21 protein-coding genes are annotated in these 19,189 nt (G+C 38.2%); 13 read left to right on the top strand and 8 right to left on the bottom strand.

The window, feature by feature from the left end:
- The first annotated feature begins 387 nt into the window (after window positions 1–387).
- Complete coding sequence (locus tag AC4BHA_RS16890) at window positions 388–954, top strand: superoxide dismutase family protein (RefSeq protein WP_066102594.1); 567 nt, start codon at window positions 388–390, stop codon at window positions 952–954.
- A gap of 174 nt (window positions 955–1,128) precedes the next feature.
- Window positions 1,129–2,076 carry a mannose-6-phosphate isomerase, class I gene (manA, locus tag AC4BHA_RS16885; protein WP_066102591.1) on the top strand — a complete coding sequence of 316 codons (948 nt, stop codon included), beginning with the start codon at window positions 1,129–1,131 and terminating at the stop codon, window positions 2,074–2,076.
- 25 nt (window positions 2,077–2,101) lie between these two features.
- Here manA and AC4BHA_RS16880 read toward each other — a convergent pair whose 3' ends face one another.
- Window positions 2,102–2,782, bottom strand: coding sequence for an N-acetylmannosamine-6-phosphate 2-epimerase (locus tag AC4BHA_RS16880; RefSeq protein ID WP_490558956.1), 681 nt, complete (start codon window positions 2,780–2,782; stop codon window positions 2,102–2,104).
- A gap of 137 nt (window positions 2,783–2,919) precedes the next feature.
- Here AC4BHA_RS16880 and AC4BHA_RS16875 point away from each other — a divergent pair, with 137 nt between their 5' ends.
- Together AC4BHA_RS16875 and AC4BHA_RS16870 are read left to right on the top strand one after the other, a co-directional pair.
- The gene (locus AC4BHA_RS16875) at window positions 2,920–3,456 is read left to right on the top strand and encodes a GNAT family N-acetyltransferase (protein WP_066102583.1); all 537 of its coding nucleotides are present in this window, start codon (window positions 2,920–2,922) and stop codon (window positions 3,454–3,456) included.
- A 260-nt stretch (window positions 3,457–3,716) separates the two neighbouring features.
- Window positions 3,717–4,622, top strand: coding sequence for an AEC family transporter (locus tag AC4BHA_RS16870; RefSeq protein ID WP_140462295.1), 906 nt, complete (start codon window positions 3,717–3,719; stop codon window positions 4,620–4,622).
- Window positions 4,623–4,678: 56 nt separating this feature from the next.
- On the opposite strand, the gene AC4BHA_RS16865 is transcribed toward AC4BHA_RS16870, so the two are convergent.
- The 6 genes from AC4BHA_RS16865 to AC4BHA_RS16840 all read right to left on the bottom strand — a co-directional run bounded on the left by AC4BHA_RS16865 (window position 4,679) and on the right by AC4BHA_RS16840 (window position 9,082).
- Window positions 4,679–5,662: an ABC transporter permease gene (locus AC4BHA_RS16865; RefSeq protein ID WP_490558955.1), complete on the bottom strand. Its 984-nt coding sequence runs from the start codon at window positions 5,660–5,662 to the stop codon at window positions 4,679–4,681.
- Window positions 5,659–6,561 carry an ABC transporter permease subunit gene (locus AC4BHA_RS16860; RefSeq protein ID WP_490558954.1) on the bottom strand — a complete coding sequence of 301 codons (903 nt, stop codon included), beginning with the start codon at window positions 6,559–6,561 and terminating at the stop codon, window positions 5,659–5,661. Before AC4BHA_RS16860 ends, AC4BHA_RS16865 begins: the two co-directional genes overlap by 4 nt.
- A gap of 12 nt (window positions 6,562–6,573) precedes the next feature.
- A complete protein-coding gene (locus AC4BHA_RS16855; protein WP_490558953.1) occupies window positions 6,574–7,110 on the bottom strand; it encodes a hypothetical protein in 537 nt (178 codons plus the stop codon).
- Between the two features lie 149 nt (window positions 7,111–7,259).
- The gene (locus AC4BHA_RS16850) at window positions 7,260–8,117 is read right to left on the bottom strand and encodes a manganese catalase family protein (RefSeq protein ID WP_490558952.1); all 858 of its coding nucleotides are present in this window, start codon (window positions 8,115–8,117) and stop codon (window positions 7,260–7,262) included.
- 30 nt (window positions 8,118–8,147) lie between these two features.
- Window positions 8,148–8,657: a DUF3231 family protein gene (locus AC4BHA_RS16845; RefSeq protein ID WP_490558951.1), complete on the bottom strand. Its 510-nt coding sequence runs from the start codon at window positions 8,655–8,657 to the stop codon at window positions 8,148–8,150.
- Window positions 8,658–8,776: 119 nt separating this feature from the next.
- Complete coding sequence (locus AC4BHA_RS16840) at window positions 8,777–9,082, bottom strand: iron-sulfur cluster assembly accessory protein (RefSeq protein WP_066102565.1); 306 nt, start codon at window positions 9,080–9,082, stop codon at window positions 8,777–8,779.
- 125 nt (window positions 9,083–9,207) lie between these two features.
- Here AC4BHA_RS16840 and AC4BHA_RS16835 point away from each other — a divergent pair, with 125 nt between their 5' ends.
- From AC4BHA_RS16835 to gshAB, 3 genes are read left to right on the top strand one after another with little or no spacing between them, the layout of a single operon-like run.
- Complete coding sequence (locus AC4BHA_RS16835; protein WP_066102562.1) at window positions 9,208–9,555, top strand: ArsR/SmtB family transcription factor; 348 nt, start codon at window positions 9,208–9,210, stop codon at window positions 9,553–9,555.
- Window positions 9,556–9,575: 20 nt separating this feature from the next.
- Window positions 9,576–10,925 (top strand): MATE family efflux transporter, encoded by a 1,350-nt coding sequence (locus AC4BHA_RS16830; protein ID WP_490558950.1) that lies wholly within the window; start codon window positions 9,576–9,578, stop codon window positions 10,923–10,925.
- Between the two features lie 26 nt (window positions 10,926–10,951).
- Window positions 10,952–13,186, top strand: coding sequence for a bifunctional glutamate--cysteine ligase GshA/glutathione synthetase GshB (gshAB, locus tag AC4BHA_RS16825; protein ID WP_490558949.1), 2,235 nt, complete (start codon window positions 10,952–10,954; stop codon window positions 13,184–13,186).
- A gap of 79 nt (window positions 13,187–13,265) precedes the next feature.
- Here the strand turns inward: gshAB and AC4BHA_RS16820 are convergent, their stop codons facing one another.
- Window positions 13,266–13,595, bottom strand: a complete 330-nt coding sequence (locus tag AC4BHA_RS16820; RefSeq protein ID WP_490558948.1) for a four-helix bundle copper-binding protein — start codon at window positions 13,593–13,595, stop codon at window positions 13,266–13,268.
- 174 nt (window positions 13,596–13,769) lie between these two features.
- Here AC4BHA_RS16820 and AC4BHA_RS16815 point away from each other — a divergent pair, with 174 nt between their 5' ends.
- From AC4BHA_RS16815 to AC4BHA_RS16790, 6 genes are all read left to right on the top strand, one after another.
- A complete protein-coding gene (locus AC4BHA_RS16815) occupies window positions 13,770–14,522 on the top strand; it encodes a MerR family transcriptional regulator (RefSeq protein ID WP_490558947.1) in 753 nt (250 codons plus the stop codon).
- Between the two features lie 211 nt (window positions 14,523–14,733).
- A complete protein-coding gene (locus tag AC4BHA_RS16810; RefSeq protein WP_066102679.1) occupies window positions 14,734–15,276 on the top strand; it encodes a helix-turn-helix domain-containing protein in 543 nt (180 codons plus the stop codon).
- 28 nt (window positions 15,277–15,304) lie between these two features.
- Window positions 15,305–16,411 carry an ABC transporter ATP-binding protein gene (locus AC4BHA_RS16805; RefSeq protein ID WP_066102548.1) on the top strand — a complete coding sequence of 369 codons (1,107 nt, stop codon included), beginning with the start codon at window positions 15,305–15,307 and terminating at the stop codon, window positions 16,409–16,411.
- Window positions 16,401–17,192 carry an ABC transporter permease gene (locus tag AC4BHA_RS16800; RefSeq protein ID WP_490558946.1) on the top strand — a complete coding sequence of 264 codons (792 nt, stop codon included), beginning with the start codon at window positions 16,401–16,403 and terminating at the stop codon, window positions 17,190–17,192. The genes AC4BHA_RS16805 and AC4BHA_RS16800 overlap by 11 nt, the downstream gene beginning before the upstream one ends.
- A 10-nt stretch (window positions 17,193–17,202) precedes the next feature.
- Window positions 17,203–18,003 (top strand): ABC transporter permease, encoded by an 801-nt coding sequence (locus AC4BHA_RS16795; RefSeq protein WP_066102542.1) that lies wholly within the window; start codon window positions 17,203–17,205, stop codon window positions 18,001–18,003.
- Window positions 18,000–19,073 (top strand): ABC transporter substrate-binding protein, encoded by a 1,074-nt coding sequence (locus tag AC4BHA_RS16790; RefSeq protein ID WP_490558945.1) that lies wholly within the window; start codon window positions 18,000–18,002, stop codon window positions 19,071–19,073. Before AC4BHA_RS16795 ends, AC4BHA_RS16790 begins: the two co-directional genes overlap by 4 nt.
- Window positions 19,074–19,189: the final 116 nt, after the last annotated feature.

The following is a 19,189-nucleotide window of genomic DNA, read 5'->3' as shown; positions in this document are numbered from 1 at the left end:
AGAGTGCGGATAGAAAGAGAGAGCAAGAAATATGAGTAGTTAGCTATGTAATAAACTAACTAAATCCTTTTAGACAGAATTAACAAAACAATAGAGGTATTACCACGGAGAGGCAAATTTAACAGCTAAGGGTATTAATGGCACAATAAACACATTTTAACACAAATGTTCAGAAAAGAGGAAATTTGAGAAACCGAGCATTTAAGATAGTATATTTAGGACTGGTAAATTAAAAGGTAAGGGTAGACTTCATTACAGAACTGTACAAGAAAATATATACATCAATGTTATTTAACAGTTGTTTTCAGGACTTAGGACACATTTTTAAAAATAATTGTTTATTTTTGGGAATGGATGGTATGGAGATACAAAAGGAGGAAGCGATCTATGTTAAAGAAAAAAGGGATGTTCTTCGTACTGTTCATACTAATTTTATTGGTAGCCTGCAATAAAGACGTAGCCGAGCAAACAACGAATGATACAAAGAATAGTGGCTCGGATAAGGTAGAGAGTAAAGTGATAGATATATACAATAATAAAGAAGAGAATATTGGAACAGCAGAGCTTAGTGAGGTAGCGAAGGGAGTAGTGATAGAACTGAAAGCAGATGGACTGCCGCCAGGACTGCATGGATTCCATTTTCATGAAACAGGAAAGTGTGAGGCACCTAGTTTTGAGACTGCAGGCAGTCATTTTAATCCAACTGATGCGAAGCATGGCATGGAGCACGAGGATGGTCCGCATGCCGGCGATCTTCCTAATTTGGAAGTGGGTGAGGATGGGTCCGTTAATGTGACGGTAAACGCAGAAAATGTGTCACTATCTAAAGGGGCCGATGCTGCTTTAGTAGATTCTGATGGAACCGCCTTGATTATACATGAAAATCCAGATGACGGAAAAACTCAGCCAACAGGCGATGCCGGTGATCGGTTGGCGTGCGGAGTCGTAAAATAAAATGAATCATAGGAAGAGTGTCATAAGGAGAGAAATATCAGGTAGGCTGAATCGTACTGGTTCAGCTTTTCTTTTTAACCAGTAATTTTTATAAAAAAGAGATTAGACAGGGGTTCTCTCTTGAATTATAGTAAATAATATACATATTAATCCCGTATTGGAGGTATTACATCAATGACAGAACCTCTTTTTTTAAAACCTGTCTTTCAGGAGAGAATTTGGGGTGGAACAGAGCTGAAAACTAAATTTGGCTATGAGATTCCATCTGAACATACAGGTGAATGCTGGGCGATATCCGGTCATAAAAACGGCCCGTCCATTATCGAAAATGGCCCTTATGCAGGCAAGACTTTAATCGAATTGTGGAATGAGGAACGCCATTTATTTGGTGAGATGGAAGGGAATGTGTTCCCTCTGTTAACAAAAATATTAGATGCCAATGCAGATTTATCCGTGCAGGTTCATCCGAATGATGAATATGCAAACATTCATGAAAATGGTGAACTTGGCAAAACAGAATGCTGGTATATCATTGATTGTAAGGATGGCGCTGAAATGATTTACGGGCATACCGCGCAATCCAAGGAAGAGTTTGCTTCCATGATTGAGAAGGGCGAGTGGAATCATTTACTGCGTCGCGTTTCCATAAAGCCAGGAGATTTCTTCTATGTTCCAAGTGGAACGGTCCATGCTTTATGTGAAGGGACGCTTGTACTTGAAACACAGCAGAGCTCAGATACAACCTACCGTGTATATGACTACGACCGCACGGACCAAAACGGACAAAAACGTGAGTTGCATATTGAAAAATCAATTGATGTGAGTATGGTGCCGCATCAGGATGCAGAAGTGCAGGTTTCCAAGACCGTATTGCCAGGGGCAGAATTGACTACGTTTGTGGAAACGGAGTTTTTCTCAGTTTATAAATGGGATATTAGTGGATTATCTTCATTTGACCAGAATCAGCCCTTTATGCTTTTTAGTGTTATTGATGGAGAAGGGGCTCTTAGAATGAATGAGGAGACTTATCCGTTAGAAAAAGGTGCTCACTTTATTCTTCCATCGGGTACAGGTAATTTTGAACTTGAGGGGAATCTTTCCTTGATTGTGTCACATCCATAAAGAGAAGCGTAAGGGGAATATCCTCTTACGCTTTCATTTTTTCTGTGAATCGCTTTGTGATTTGCTGAGGTCTTGTTATTGCACCGCCTACAACAACAGAATGGGCACCAACCTCTAAACAGCGCTTAGCCATTTTAGGAGTTAGAATATTTCCTTCTGCAATGACTGGGATTTTGACGGTTGATACAAGATCCCGCAATAATTTGAAGTCATCGTTATAAATGAATTTCCCCTTTGAATAAGGTGTATAACCAACTAGTGTGGTTGATATACAATCAAATCCAATTCGTTCTGCTTCAATTGCTTCGCCCAGAGTGGAGATGTCAGCCATAAGTAATTGATTAGGGAAGTGCAGGCGAAGAGATTGGACAAAAAATTCAAGTTCCACATTAGATGGTCTGGGACGATAAGTTGCATCCATCGCGATCATATCTGCTCCGGCAGATACAATATCGCTTACCTCTCGGAGCGTCGGAGTGATATAGACAGGTGAATCAGGATATTCACGCTTCACAATTCCTATAACAGGTAAGGGGACCTCCTGTTTGATTGCAACGATGTCATCATGTGAGTTGGCGCGTATTCCGCCAGCACCCCCCTGCATGGCAGCAAGCGCCATTTTCCCCATAATCATTGGGCTGTGCAGCGGTTCATCTTCAAGTGCTTGGCATGAAACGACTAAACGTCCTTTGATAGCCTGTAACATATGTAATCAAGACCTCCTGTAATAAATATACGAGTTACTATCCAATTCTATTTTACACAGTTGAGCTAATCATGTTTAGGATAATTAATTAAATATTATCCTGCGTTGTAATCTGTTGAGAGAGGAGTTGATTTTGTATGAAAAATATTTCACTTTATATGAGTGCTACATTAAGAGATATACCAGAAGCTATCTTACCAAGCGGTTTTAATTTTCGACTGTTCAGAGAAGGTGATGAACAATATTGGGCTGAAATCAATACGGCTACAAAGGAGTTTACCAATATGAAATCCGCTCTGAAACGGTTTGAGTCTGAATTTATGCCATATAGGATAGAGGCGAAAAAAAGGGTAATCATTCTTGAGACAGACGAAGGAAAACCGGTGGGAACCGCTGCTGCCTGGTTTGGCGATTTTAACGGTAAACAAACTGGCAGGCTACATTGGGTTGAAATACTGCCTGAATATCAGGGAAGGAAATTAGGTAAACCCCTTGTAATAAAGGCACTCGAAATTCTGAGCTCTTTCCATAATGAAGCCTATCTGAAAACCCAGACAACGAGTCTGACTGCTATCCATATTTATCTTAAACTCGGGTTTAAGCCGGTCATCAGAAACGCTGAGGATCAGGAGGGGTGGAACTTAGTGTTTTCTCATTTTCAATGTAAAAAATAGCGGTCCTGTTGACTGCCTTTTTAGATATGGATAAAAAATATATCAAGAAGATGATAAACATCTTTTTCGAATATTACTTGCAATAAGTATGCTTGGAACAAATTATCCATACCTACGAGATAAGCTAATGTACATACTATCTAGTGAAACCGCCGTATGGAAAAGATTCCTGTTTCGTGGAAACGGGTGGAATTGAGGGGCATTCTTTTTTGTAAGAATAGTAGTGATAGAATTAATAATAGTGTAAAGGAGGGAACTCGTTGAATCAGGAATTTTTATATATTGTAATCATTATTGCACTCGGTTACCTTCTAAAAAGGACTGGAATTCTAAAGGAATCTGATGGAGAGGTAATTTCGAGAATCATCTTTAACATCACCTTGCCATCCCTAGTCATTGTATCCCTGCAAACCTCCACTATAACGGTATCTTTATTGGGAATCACTCTTATTGTTATTCTTTACGGGATTCTTTCTACAATAGTGGCCTATTTTGTGTTTAGGAATGAGACACGTGAGATTAAAGGAACTTTTATGATGCTTGCCTCAGGATATAATGTCGGACTGTTCGCCTTTCCGCTTGTTGAGGCCTTTTGGGGCACAGAGGGATTACTGTATTTTGGTATGTTTGATGTTGGTAATTCTTTTATTGTATTTGGATTGGCCTATATAGTAGGAAGTTATTTTTCTGAAAATGGAATGAAGCTGGAGGGGCGCGCCATCCTTATGAAATTTGGTAAGTCCATTCCTTTAATGACATACATTGTTATGAGTGTCTTGAATTTTGGTCATATCCAGCTTCCATCGGCGCTTTTAGAAGTAGCAACAATCATATCTAAAGCGAATATGCCACTGGCCTTATTGCTGCTCGGAATATATTTGAAATTTTCTTTTGAAAAACAGTATATACGCCCAATTATAAAATACTTATCATTCCGATATGGCTTTGCATTGCTGGTCGGTATTTCATTATATTTTGTTCTTCCAGTTGATGATATGTTTAAATACACGATACTACTCGGTTTAGTCCTGCCAATTGGCCTCGCTGTTATACCGTATGCCCATGAATTTAAATATCGAACGACAATGATGATAGGTACGGTCTCAAATTTATGTATCCTCATCAGCATGATCTTAATGTATTTATTTTCCCTGTTTATTTTATAAGTACAATAGAAAACCCCTTTTTCAGCTATGTGAAAAAGGGGGCTTTTACATCTATATTAATTGATGGGGTTTACCAGTTGGAAGCCATCTTGCTTGATTTTTACCGGATGAGCCTGCTCCTTTGTTTTGTGGATAAGAGAGCGGTCTGCCAGCACGCTTTGAATTCCTCTCAGCATGAGGTTCAGAGAAAACAAGCTAAGTATAAAACCAAGTGATGGGCCAAGGACAATCCATTTATTGTAACGCAGTTCATGATAGGAGAGACCGATCATCCCGGACCATTCATGTGAAAGAGAGGTGGCAACATTATAAGGATCACTCATTGGAGCACTAAGGTCTATTGTTTCATAACCCCCAATCACGCACATAAAAGCGCCTAGCTGAACTAGCAGCACTAATGATTGGGCGATTTGCTGAAGAAAAATGACAATCAACCTTGATCTTAAATGATGCCTAATATGGACCTTTACAATCCACCATTTAGATCCTCCCAACAGACGGGATGCATCGATGAATTCATTTTTTAAGTAATACCGAAGTTCATCTCCTATTACGGAGGTTAAAGGAAGAAAGGTAATCAATGAAAGCATTAAGCATTGCTGAAAAATCACATCTATTCCACTTTCAGATATAAAAAACATCATGGCAATCAATATGGTTGGAATAAAACGAAATGCTCGAGTCAAAGGTTCTATTACCCAGTTGAAACGCTGATGATACAATCCATATAAGATTCCACTTCCCATTCCTAAAAACATCCGCAAAAGTCCAATTAATACAGCAATGAATAATGTATATTTAGCTCCTTCAATTACGTTCCAAAATGTATCCTGACCAAGTCTGTCTACTCCGAAGGGATGCGTTAAGCTTGGTGGATAAGCCGGTTGATCAACAAGTTTTCCATCTTCATAAATAAGCTCAGGCGGAGGCTCGAGATGCGGTTTAATCCAAGCGGGATAGAGAAGGCTGGTTACAATAAGGATGAATAAAAATAGAAAACCAATCATAAAAGAAGGATTTTTAAGTAATTTTTTTATCATCCGTGTTCACCGCCCATCACTCGTTTTACAATCGTTTTCCCCCATATATCTAATAAATAGAAGGGGATAAATAAGAAGGTCAATCCTACAGCTATAAACTTGATGTCCAGCCCGTTTATAAAGGAGAATAGTCCATCCATATTTAATAAGCGCTCCAGAATGAGCAGGCTTGAGATGATGAACCACAGTAGATATTGCAGATTTGAAAAAATAGTGATTGTCGTGTTGCGAAGGATATGTTTGAAAAATATCTCTCTTTTGGACAAGCCCTTTGCATAAGCATATTCCACATACATCTTTTGTTGCTCTTCACTGACAGATAAATCAATCATTTGGAATAGCATAAAAATCGGCAAGATAGATAGAGCGATAATAGGCAGAAGGTAGACATGATCCTCTCCTAAAGCAACGGGATCCAGAATAAGCAAGCCTGTTTTTTTGAAAATCCATATTGATAATAATTGAATCGCGAAGATCATGATGACATCTGGGATAGACTGAATAAAGAAGGCAATTTCACGAAAAAAATTCTGAAGGATTCTTGGTGAAAAGTAATGGAATACTTCAAATAATAGAGCGGCAATAAATGTTGCTAGTAAAGTGCCTCCTAAAATAAGAAGTGAATAAATAAACGGGTCTTTGAGACTGACCCAGAACAGTGAAAATTTCGGTATTCCTTGAGAAAAACTATAGTCTACCATGATTTGAATTTGATCGATAAATAAAAATGCCTCATAAATATCCTTGGCCTGGTTTGAGAAAGCCTTCCACCAGCTAATGGATGGATCTGCATTATTCCATACCCATAAAGAACTAAAAAAAAGAATAATAAGGTTTATAGCCAGAATGGTTAATATAAAATCTAATAAATGGGCAGAAATTTTTTTAAACTGTTTCATATGTATATTCACCTACTCCAACATGCTTTCTATATTGGCAAAATCTGAGACCAACTCCCATGACTTGTGTTGGCTTTTGCCATCTGTTTCTTTATCAAAGGTTGTCAAAATTCCATACATAACGATCCCGTCCACTTTTTTTCCGTCATATGTATAAGACCTGTATCCCAGACTGTCTTCTCTGATATACTCTCCAGATTCTCCATATATCTCTTTTACAGAAGCGGGTTGCTTTTCAGGTACAAAGAGGACTTCAAGTTTATACTGCTCTGAAATCTTAGGGCGTTTGAATTCATATTTTATGTAGCCGTCTTCTTTGACTTTTGTTTCACCTTCCCATGTGATTTGGTCACTGCCGTTTTCTTTTAAGGTCACATGGAGAATAGAATTTTCATGAAGTGTACTTGAAAGTGACAAAATAACACTTCTATCACTATATTCCTTTATTGATCCCATAATTAAAACATCCTGTCTCAATTGGCCTCTGCATCCTATTAAACTGCAGAATAGGGAAATTATGAAAACTCCCATAACCCACTTCTTAAGCATGTCAATCTATCCCCCTTTTATCCCGGTATGTTGGCACTATAATGTTCATTCTATCCAAAGATTAATCAATATGTAAACAAAATATTTAGAATTTTTAATTAATCGATTGATTAAAAAAATACAGCTTCCATTTGGAAGCTGCATTCCTTTTATCTATTTAAATCGCTTATCCCTGGAGCGTGCTCGTTTGGCATTTCCGGTAGCTGTGGAACAGGGAATCCTTGCGGTGGAGGAGTGACTGACAAGGTTCCACCGTTTCTGCTCGGTGTTTGTCCCTGGAAAACTTCGGCGATTCTAGTTGGATCTAATCGGAAGTTAAACTGAGCATTATGGAATCCCATATCCACAAACTTTTTACATTCAGGATATTTATTTATATCATAATTTGGAACAGGGAAAATTTTGCCCCAATCCACACCCAAGGTTTCAAGAGCTTTGGCAAAAGCATTTTGATGAGCATTATCCCGGACAATCAAAAACCCGAGAGTCTCACGAAACGTTTGATTATTGCTCATTTCATATATTCTTGTTTTCTGAAGTACACCCGTTGATTCAAGCATCAAATTATTCAGCAGATTAGCAATTAAATTACCATGGTCATAAACCCATGAGCCATTCCATGGATTGCCGCCTGCATCTACTGGAAGAGATGACTGAGCTCCCATAATATAATGGTGTGGATTGGCATGTTTGATTGCTTCATCTAAAGGAGCTCGATCTGAGCCGCCATCACCAGGCTGTGAAGAAAGGCCAGAATCATTTAATAGTTGATTAATCGTGTTCTGAACAAGCTCGACATGACTGATTTCTTCTAAAAAGATCCCTCGAAGCAAATCCTTATACTGAGTGTCTTTACCCCTGAAATTGTTGCTCTGAAAGAAAAATTGCATCATTGTGCGCATTTCGCCAAATTGACCTCCTAAGGTCTCCTGTAAGACTTTAGCAGCAGCAGGGTCTGGCTTATCTGGTTTGATAATATTGATTAGCTCTTCTTTGTAATAATACATGTATGCTTCTCACCTTTCTTAATGAATCTATTAGTCAGTTGTCGTTACAACATGAAGAGGTGGCGGAACTAACCAGCCTTTTTCTTTGTTTATTTTTAATAATGCGGCCCCGAATTGCGCCTTTTTCATATGGAATTGTCCAAACATTAAGCCAATATCTTCACGAATACATTGAGCCATTGCCTGAGCACAGGCAACAAGTCCAGCAGCAATATCAGCCGATACAAGTCCAGAAACCTCTTGGTCTGTAAAACGTGCACCAGGAGGAATAGCCTCGATTTGGCTTTCTGGTTTTTCAGGTGGTGCAGGCGGCAGAGCAATACCATTATGCTTTAGTAATTCCTGCAGTTGTTTTACATCTGACCTAGCATTGGCAATCATGTCATCTAATAAATCTTTTAAATCATCATCACCAGTATGGTTTTTTAGGGCTTGAAAGCCAGGAATCATGGCCTGTGCACCCATTAATTGTGACCATACAGCAAATACCTCACCATAATGCATTGGTTCTTTTTGCGGATTTCCACTTAAAATGCCCATTAATCAGTCGACTCCTTATATTTAAATTTGAAGAACTCATCTGTTAATATGAACCAATTAACTACCAATTATACGTAAAAGAGGCAACCGATTGAACGGCTGCCTCTACATTGAATATTTTAATGATGGTGTCCATGTCCGCCTTTATGAGGGTTTGTTATTTCAAAACCTGGTTCAGGTAGATGGAAGTACTTAATCCACACTCCATCCAGGAATTCTTCTCGCTTATCAAGCAAGACATCAATATCCTTATCAGTCTTAACAATTTCGTCATGCTCAGTTGGTGTACTCAATTCAATATCATAGTGAGCATGGTCGCCATGCATATGGGAAATCACTACACGAATCATTTTCCCGTCGGCTTCCTCTGTACTCAATAATTTTTTTAATTCTTTGGCGGCATTCCGATTTATTTTACAATTCATTCTATCTCCTCCAATCTACTAGATCTCTAATAAGTGTAACTTAAAAATTTCCATTATTAAAATAATGAAGTATAATATAACCATAAAACTAGTTTTACGGTTATGTGAAGAGGAGGGGAATGTAAATGTCTTGGGTAATGAAAACAGATCATCGAATGCGCTGTATATGCGAAGAAGGTAAACAACAGCTACCAGCCGTTCATAATGAACAATCATTACTGGAGCTAGCAGAAATGTTTAAGGCACTTGGTGATTCTACTCGCCTGGAGATTCTGTCATTATTATTAATTGAAGATTTATGTAAATGTGAAATTGTTACAGCTCTTTCGCTTCCTAATTCCACGGTCAGCCATCATATTAAAATTATGGAAAAAGGCGGAGTTATTAAAGGAAGAAGAGAGGGGAAATATACAATTTATCGATTATGCGAAGAAAGGCTGGAGTCAATTATCAGCTTTTTACGTAAGCAGTAAAAAAGATAGGGGGAAACAAGATGAAGGGTGCTTATAACTTAACAGAAAATGCAATCTCCTCATCTCTTCTGAAGCTTTCCGTTCCTATAATAGCAACAAATTTTATTCAAACCACATATGGAATGGTCGATATGATTTGGGTTGGCAAGCTTGGCAGCGGTCCAGTTGCTGCCATAGGTACGGCAAGTTTCTTCGTTAATTTGGCCCTGGCACTTGCAACAATGGTTTCGATTGGGAGCGGAGTCAAAATCGCTCATTGTATGGGGGCGAACCAAAAAGAGGAAGCGGCAGAATACATAAAAAACGGGTTTATCATGTCACTGATCCTGGCTATTTTATATACGCTTGTTGTATTTATCTATAAAGATTCATTTATTGGCTTTTTTGAGCTGGGCGATTCTCAGGTGGAGAGAATGGCTGTACAATTTTTAGTCATCTCAATGATTGGCGTTATATTTTCTATTATAAATTTACTGTACAGTATGATTTTAAATAGTATGGGAAACAGTAAAACACCATTTCGCGTCTACACTATTGGTTTTATCGTTAACATGATCTTGGACCCTTTTTTAATTTTTGGGATTGGATTTATACCTGGAATGGGGGTTGTTGGAGCTGCGCTTGCAACATTAACAGCAAACATTATTGTTACGCTTCTTTTCTGGTTTAATTCTAAACGATTCATATCATTAGGGAGCCATACAAATTGGAATGGACGTAAGATGATAGAAGTAATTAAAATGGGGATTCCAATTACAGTCCAAAGAGTAGTATTCATCGGTATATCCATCATTATTGCAAAGATTATTGTGCAATGGGGAGCAGAGGCGATTGCTGTTCAAAAAGTTGGCATCCAAATTGAGTCGATTTCCTATATGACTATTGGGGGGCTGCAGGGTGCGATTGCCGCCTTTATTGGACAAAACTATGGTGCAAATAAAATGGACCGAATCCATGCAGGATATAAAATAGCATTGGCTATGACCATAGGGTTCGGTTTACTTACGTCACTACTATTTATCCTGTTGCCAGAGCAGCTTTTTTCTATTTTTATCAGTGAGCCTGAGAGTATAAAACTCGGAGCGGACTATATGAGAATCCTTGGATACTCGCAGGTATTTATGTGTATGGAACTTTTAACAGTCGGAGCATTTAATGGGTTGGGGAAAACCTATATTCCGCCTATTTTTAGTATCACCTTTACAGTGCTCAGAATCCCGATGGCCATCCTTCTTTCCGGTCCATTTGGATTAAATGGAGTATGGATGAGTATCGCAATCAGCAGTCTTTTGAAGGGTGTTGTATTGGTAATTTGGTTTATGTTTACATTGCGAAAAATAAAAAATAAGACAGCAAGAATACACGCATAAGAACGGTTGGTAAGGAGAGTACATATATGACAAATATAGACCATAGACTTCTAACGCTCATGAAAGAAAAACACCTATTGGAGACATTGTTTAGGGGGAATTTTGGCCTTGAAAAAGAAAATAATAGGGTTCATAAAAATGGGACATTAGCTTTAACGCCGCACCCGTTTTCATTCGGTGACAGAGCAAAGCACCCGTACATTACAACCGACTTTTCTGAGTCTCAGATAGAGATGGTGACTCCGGTGTTCCCGATTATTGATGAGGCGTTTGATTTTCTGGAAAATATACATGATATTGTGAGTTTAGAATTATCTAAGCAAGGAGAATACTTATGGCCAGGTAGTAATCCTCCTATTTTACCCGATGAATGGATGATTCCAATTGCCAAGCTGGAAAACGATCAGGAGACAGAGTACCGATATAAACTTGCACAGAAATACGGAAGAAAAAAGCAATTGATAAGCGGTATCCATTACAATTTCTCGTTCTCTGATGAACTGTTGCACGTGTTGTATGATGAACAATCCAGCCATAAAACATATAAAGAGTTTAAAAATGATATTTATTTAAAAATCAGCCGTAATTTTAACCGCTATCGAGATTTATTGGTTGATGTGACTGGGGCCAGTCCAGTGTTTCATAATACTTATAACCAAGACTGCGTCTTAAGGGCAGAGCAATTGAATCAAGGAAGTTATTATCTCCCTCAAGTTCATTCATTTAGAAACAGCGTATGTGGTTATAAAAATCGAAAGGACTACCAGGTTTCCTATCAATCAGTTGAAGAATATGTTGAGGATATTCACAATTTGATTCAGAAACATGAATTGTTGAGCGCAAAAGAATATTATCATACGCTCCGCTTGAAGGCAGGTGCTGGTGAAGACCCCCTGCAAGGTCTTTTAGATAAAGGGATTCAATATATTGAGATTCGGTTGTTAGATTTGAATCCTCTATTTAAGATCGGTACAAGTAAAGAGATTCTCTATTTCATTCACTTATTTATTTTGTATATGCTTCTGCTTGAAGAAGAGGAAAAGTCCGGTTTAAATTATTTATCCATCATAGCTGGAATGAAGGATATGGCAAGAGAATTATCTCTAGCTGATAAATACATCCGTATACTGGACGAAGTTAAAAATACGCTTATTGATCCGGAACTTTCATATGCAGCAAGAATAAAGGAAGGTATTAAGCAGTCATCCTATGAATTGTTTCATATGAAACATTCTTTTGATTATTTACACGAAAGTGAAAAACATTCATTCACTTTATTGGGATATGAGGATATGGAGCTTTCAACGCAAATTTTAATTAAAGATGCCATTAAAAGAGGAATAGGAATCGAGATTGTTGATCGAGATGAAAACTTCATTGCTTTATCTGATGGGAAGAAAACAGAGTATGTGAAGCAGGCGACCAAAACATCGCTCGATTCATACAGTACTGTTTTGGTTATGGAGAATAAGCTTGTTACGAAGAAGATTCTTCGAAATGCTGGGATGAGAGTTCCGAATGGAGAGGCCTATCAATCTCTAGAGGAAGCAGTTATGGATTATGAGAAATATAAGGCCAAGCAAATTGTAATCAAGCCGAAATCAACAAATTTTGGTTTGGGAATTACGATTTTCAAAGATTCATTTTCAAAAGAGGACTATGAAAAAGCATTAGGGATGGCTTTTCTTCATGATCGTACTGTGTTGGTTGAGGAATTCCTCAGTGGAAAGGAATATCGGTTTCTTGTAATGGGAGATGAAGTGACAGGGATCCTTCATCGTGTCCCAGCCAATGTGAAAGGTGATGGACAATCCAGTATTGCTGAATTGGTTACAGCGAAAAATAAAGATCCTTTACGGGGAAAGGGCTATAAAACACCCTTGGAGAAGATTCAGTTAGGGGAAAGTGAAGCACTTTTCCTAAAGGGACAGGGAAAGGATTTCGATTATATCCCGGCGGAAGGAGAGCTTGTTTATTTAAGAGAGAATTCCAATATCAGCACTGGCGGGGATAGTCTAGATCTTACTGATGCTATATCAGGGAGCTATAAGGAATTGGCCATTCAAGCTGCAAAAGCTGCTGGTGCTACAATCTGTGGAGTCGATATGATGATTGATGATCCGACTGCCAATGTTAGTGAACAAAATTATGGAATTATCGAACTTAATTTTAATCCTGCGATCCATATTCATTGTTATCCTTACAAAGGAGAAAATAGAAGAGCAGGGGAGCGAATTCTTCAATTACTTTTTGGGAAGTAAAAAGCGGCCGCAACAGGTTTAGTAATATCTGTTGCGGCCTTTTGCTAAATATAAGAAAATAAACTCCTGCCATATTGATTTAGGCAGTCATGCTGAGACAAGCATCAGCGCATTTGAAGCAAGCCCCGGCACATTTTTGACAATGGTCATAATCGTGCTTTTGACATTCCTCGCCGCAAGCTTTACAAATCACTGCACAAAGATTACAGATTTCTTTTGCAAAAGGACTGTTAGATTGCATTGATTTAACCGCCAATGCACAAATGTCCGCGCATTCTCGATCCAGGCGGATGCAATCTGCCATCATCTTCATGTGATCCTCTTCTAAGCAAGCATCGAAACATACATTACAAGCATCTATACATTCAATACAGGCATCTATACAGACTTGGTACATGTCTTTATTCATAAAAAAACCTCCTCATTAAAAATGGTTATATCCCTATCTATTCACATTCCCTTGCTGGAAGGGAATAAACTCAATATGGATGTTGACGTTCGCTAATCTCATTAAAATATCTAAAATGCTTTGACTCTAACGTTACGTCATCATTTACGATATAGGAAGGGAGGGGTGAGAGAGGTGTATAAGATAAAGGAAGTCTCCGAGCTTGCTGGAGTCAGTGTTAGAACTTTACATTATTATGATGAAATTGATCTGTTAAAACCAGCTTATATTGAGGAGAATGGATATCGTTTATATAATGAGGGAAATTTAGCACGCCTTCAGCAAATATTATTTTTTAAAGAAATGGACTTACCGCTAAATAAGATCAAAGCTATTCTTGATGATCCCCAATTTGACCACTTGGATTCCTTGATGAAACATAAAAAGGTTATGGAGGAAAAGCAGAAGCGGCTGGAGAAAATTATTCAATCCATAGATCAGACCGCCCAGGCAAGTAAAGGAGGAAGGAAAATGTCAAGGCAGGATATGTTCGAGCCATTTGATATGAGTAGAGTTGAAGCACATCTAAAAAAGTATGAAAAAGAAGTTAAGGAAAAGTATGCAGACACGGAGGTATTTCGCCAATCCCAGCAAAAAACAAATGGCTATCAAGCAGATGATTGGAAGGCAATTGAAATAGAAAGACAACAAATTTATCAGTCTTTAGCTGAATTAATGGACCGGGATCCTGCGGATAGTGAGGTTCAACAAATCGTCCATGAATGGCGAATGCATATTTGTAAACATTTTTATAATTGCACACCGGAAATATTTAAAGGGCTTGGCGAGATGTATATTTCTGACAAACGTTTTACTGATAATATCGATAGTACAAAGCCGGGGCTTGCCCGATATTTACATGATGCTATTCAAATCTATTGCCGCTAATTAAATAGAATGACGTATAGGTGCCTGAAAAGATAGGCACCTATTTTTTATAAAATTTAAAAATCTTATTTTGCTATATATTTTTGTTGATGTTTCCTAAAAATGTTGTATAATAATCTGAGTTTGGTAGTAAACATTAAGTTTGATAATAATAAACTTTCTCTAGTTAGAGTTTACTTATAATAAACGAAATTGAGGTCATACCATGTTAATGGAAATCGGAAGCAAAATTAAAAATTTAAGATTAAAAAAAGGTCTGACTCAAGAAGAACTTGGTGAAAGAACAGATTTAAGTAAAGGGTATATTTCACAACTTGAAAGAGGTCTCAGTTCACCATCTATCGAAACATTCTTCGATATACTCGAGGTTCTCGGCTGTACCCCAAAGCAATTTTTTGATGAGGAAGAACGTGAACAAAAAGTAGTATACGGAAAAAATGATACGACAGATTTTATAGATGAAGATCGGGGTTATCAAATCCAATGGCTTGTTCCAGAATCAAATGAAAAAGAAATGGAACCCATATTGCTCACATTGCAGGAAAAGGGAGAGTTCAAAAAATTTGAGCCCTCACTTTCAGAGACATTTGGCTATGTATTAAAAGGGAGAATCATGATAACACTCGGCAGAAGGACATACTTTGCCAAGGCAGGAGAAGCAATTTATTTTAACGCAACCGAAGAACATCAGATAATTAATGATTTCAACGGGATTTCAGAATTATTGCTTGTAGCGACGGATTCTTATCTATAATTAATATCCACAAGAAGGAGTAATGAACATGAATGATCATACAATTATTCGTTTTGAGAACGTCACGAAGCAATATGATGACGATCCAGCGGTATTAAATGATGTTAGCTTTGAAATTGAAAGAGGGAAATTCTATACACTCTTAGGACCATCAGGTTGCGGAAAAACGACGATTCTCCGCTTAATTGCCGGATTTATGCAGCCCTCTGAAGGAAAGATTTACTTTAACGGTAAATTAATAAATAATGTCCCGGCCAATGAGCGCCAGGTAAATACAGTATTCCAGGATTACGCCCTATTTCCACATCTAAATGTATTTGAAAATGTTGCATTTGGTTTACGCATTAAAAAAATGAAAAATGCAGACATTGCCAAGAAAGTGACAGAAGCATTACGCTTTGTTAACCTGGCTGGTTATGAAAACCGTGAAATTAAAGAAATGTCCGGTGGACAGCGTCAACGTGTAGCCATTGCCCGTGCGATTGTAAACGAACCGGAAGTAATCTTACTTGATGAACCTTTATCGGCGCTCGATTTAAAGCTTCGTACTGAAATGCAATATGAATTGCGTGAGCTTCAACGCCGCCTTGGTATTACCTTCATCTTTGTTACGCATGACCAAGAAGAAGCATTGGCGATGAGTGATGAGATTTTTGTTTTGAACAAAGGCAGAATTCAGCAAAGCGGTACGCCAACTGATATCTATGATGAGCCTGTTAACCGATTCGTCGCAGACTTTATCGGAGAATCCAATATTGTTCCCGGTAGAATGATTGCCGACTATATAGTAGAATTTGCAGATAAACGTTTTGACTGCGTAGACGGCGGTTTCAGAGAAAATGAGTCTGTAGAAGTGGTAATCCGTCCTGAGGATTTAGAGATTACTACACTCGAACAAGGAAAAATGCAGGTACGCGTTGATTCCCAATTATTCCGTGGTGTTCACTATGAAATTTGCTGTTTTGATGAAGCGGGTAATGAGTGGCTAGTACACTCTACGAAAAAAGCGGTTGTTGGGGAAGAAATTGGGTTGAGTTTTGATGAAGAAGCCATTCATGTCATGCTGCCGGGGGAAACGGAAGAAGAATTCGATAAACGCTTAGAAGCATATAATGAGGCCGGCCATGAAGAATAAAGCGAAAACTCTCTATCTGATTCCATACTCTATTTGGATTGCATTGTTTGTTGTATTCCCGATTATCCTGGTTGTCTATTACTCCTTTATTGGGATTGACGGCCAATTCACGTTGGATAATTACAGCAAATTCTTTACACCAGTCTATTTGAAAATGACATTAAGTTCGTTTTGGTATGCTTTTTTAGTTACAGTTATTTCTTTATTAATTGCATACCCAACGGCATTTTTATTAACGAAAACAAAGCATAAGCAATTATGGCTCTTATTAATTATCTTACCAACCTGGATTAATCTACTTTTAAAAGCATATGCCTTTATTGGTATTTTTGGCACATATGGTGCTGCCAACGCCTTTTTAGAGGTTTTTGGAATAGGAACAAAGCAAATTCTATTTACTGATTTTAGTTTCATCTTTGTTTCTACCTATATATTTATACCGTTTATGCTATTGCCAATTTACAATGCGCTAGAGGAAATGAACCAATCCTATGTAGATGCAGCCAGCGATCTTGGAGCATCCAAATGGATGACTTTCCGCCGTGTCATTTTCCCTCTGACACTCGACGGAGTGAAATCAGGTGCACAGGCTGTCTTTATCCCAGCCCTGTCATTGTTTATGATTACTCGTTTGATTGCAGGTAACCGAGTGATTACATTGGGAACAGCAATTGAACAGCATTTTCTCGTTACGCAAGATTGGGGAATGGGTGCTACGATAGCGGTATTCCTAATTATTGCAATGGCATTAATCATGATTCTGACAGGCAGAAGAAAGTGAGGGATGGACAATGAAAAAGAAATTTAAGCTATCAAATCTATATTTAATCTTAGTGTTTGCCATCCTTTATGCACCAATTTTCTACCTGATGTTCTATTCATTTAACAGCGGCGGAAAAATGCATGGCTTTGATGGTTTTACGCTGCAATGGTATAAAGAAGTTTTCGCCGATACGCGATTGCTTATTATTGTGTTGAATACATTGGTTATTGCTCTGCTTTCAGCTACAATTTCTACAGTGATTGGTGTATTTGGAGCACTGGCCATACATGAGGTACGCAAGAGAAGGACGAAAAATACATTACTTTCCTTGAACAATGTTTTGATTGTAAGCCCTGATGTCATTATTGGTGCTTCCTTCTTAATTATGTTCACCATTATTGGGATTAAACTTGGCTTTATGTCCGTCCTTTTATCCCATATTGCTTTCAGTGTTCCGATTGTTGTAATTATGGTATTACCTAAACTTCAGGAAATGAGCCCGACATTGATCGATGCGGCTCGTGACTTGGGGGCGAGCCAGTGGAATGTGCTGACAAAGGTTATCCTGCCTTACATCACATCCGGTATTTTTGCTGGTTTCTTTATGGCATTGACCTATTCACTGGATGATTTTGCTGTAACCTTCTTCGTGACAGGGAATGGATTCTCCACACTATCCGTAGAAATCTACTCCATGGCTCGTCAAGGTATATCGTTAACGATTAATGCATTATCAACCTTGCTATTCTTATTTACAATTTTATTGGTTATTGGATATTACTTTATTACACAAAGAAGCACCAAACCGCGAATGGGGGTTAAGGAATGAGCAAGCTAACCCGTACCCTGATTCTGATTTTGGTTGTATCATTCGGCCTTTTATATTTGATCAATCGATTAAATGCACATGAAGGATATGCCGGAGATAATACCTTAACGGTTTACAACTGGGGAGATTATATCGATACGGATTTAATTGAAAAATTTGAAGCGGAAACAGGTATTAAAGTCATATACCAAACCTTCGATTCAAACGAAGCGATGATGACGAAAATCGAACAGGGCGGTACGTCCTATGATGTAGCCGTTCCTTCAGAATATGCAATCAGCAAAATGAAGGAAGAAGACCTGTTGATTGAAATTGATCATGATAAAATACCAAATTTAAAGCACATTGATTCTCGCTTCCTCGACCTTTCCTTTGATAAGGGAAATAAGTATTCCATTCCATATTTTTGGGGAACAGTCGGAATTGCTTATAATACAAAGCTCCTTCCGAATAAAGAATTCAAAAGCTGGAATGATTTATGGGACGAAGAATTAGAAAATAAAATCTTGCTTGTTGATGGTGCTCGTGAAGTTATTGGAATGGGATTGAATAGCCTTCATTATTCATTAAATGACACAAATGAAGAGCATCTGCAGGAAGCTAAGGATAAATTAGATACATTAACTCCGAACATTAAAGCAATCGTGGGTGATGAGATCAAAATGCTTCTCGCTCAGGAGGAAGCAGCAGTCGGACTGGTTTGGTCCGGTGATGCAGCTGATATTATGTGGGATAATGAAAACATTGATTATGTAGTGCCGGAAGAAGGCTCTAATCTCTGGTTTGATAATATGGTTATTCCGAAAACATCCAAAAATGTGGACGGAGCACACCAATTCATTAACTTCATGCTGGATCCTGAAAATGCTGCTCAAAACGCAGACTATGTAGGCTATTCCACACCAAATAATGCAGCGTTAGAAATTTTAGGAGAAGAAGTTTCAGGGGATGAACGCTTCTATCCACCTGCTGAGCTAACAGACCGACTTGAGGTCTACGATAATCTCGGCAAAAAGATGCTCGCGCATTATAATGAACTTTTCCTTGAATTTAAAATGCATAAAAAATGACACTTAGAAAACCGATTTCACCTGGGGGTGGGGTCGGTTTTTCTATGTAGGTTTAAAATTACTGGGCCCGTTGATAATTTGTCCAATGTTGACAATCCATTAAGTTCTTTGGTAGC

The organism is Pradoshia sp. Z3_51 (assembly GCF_058215915.1).
Note: the sequence above shows the minus strand (reverse complement) of the source record. Positions and strands in the feature narration are given on the sequence as shown.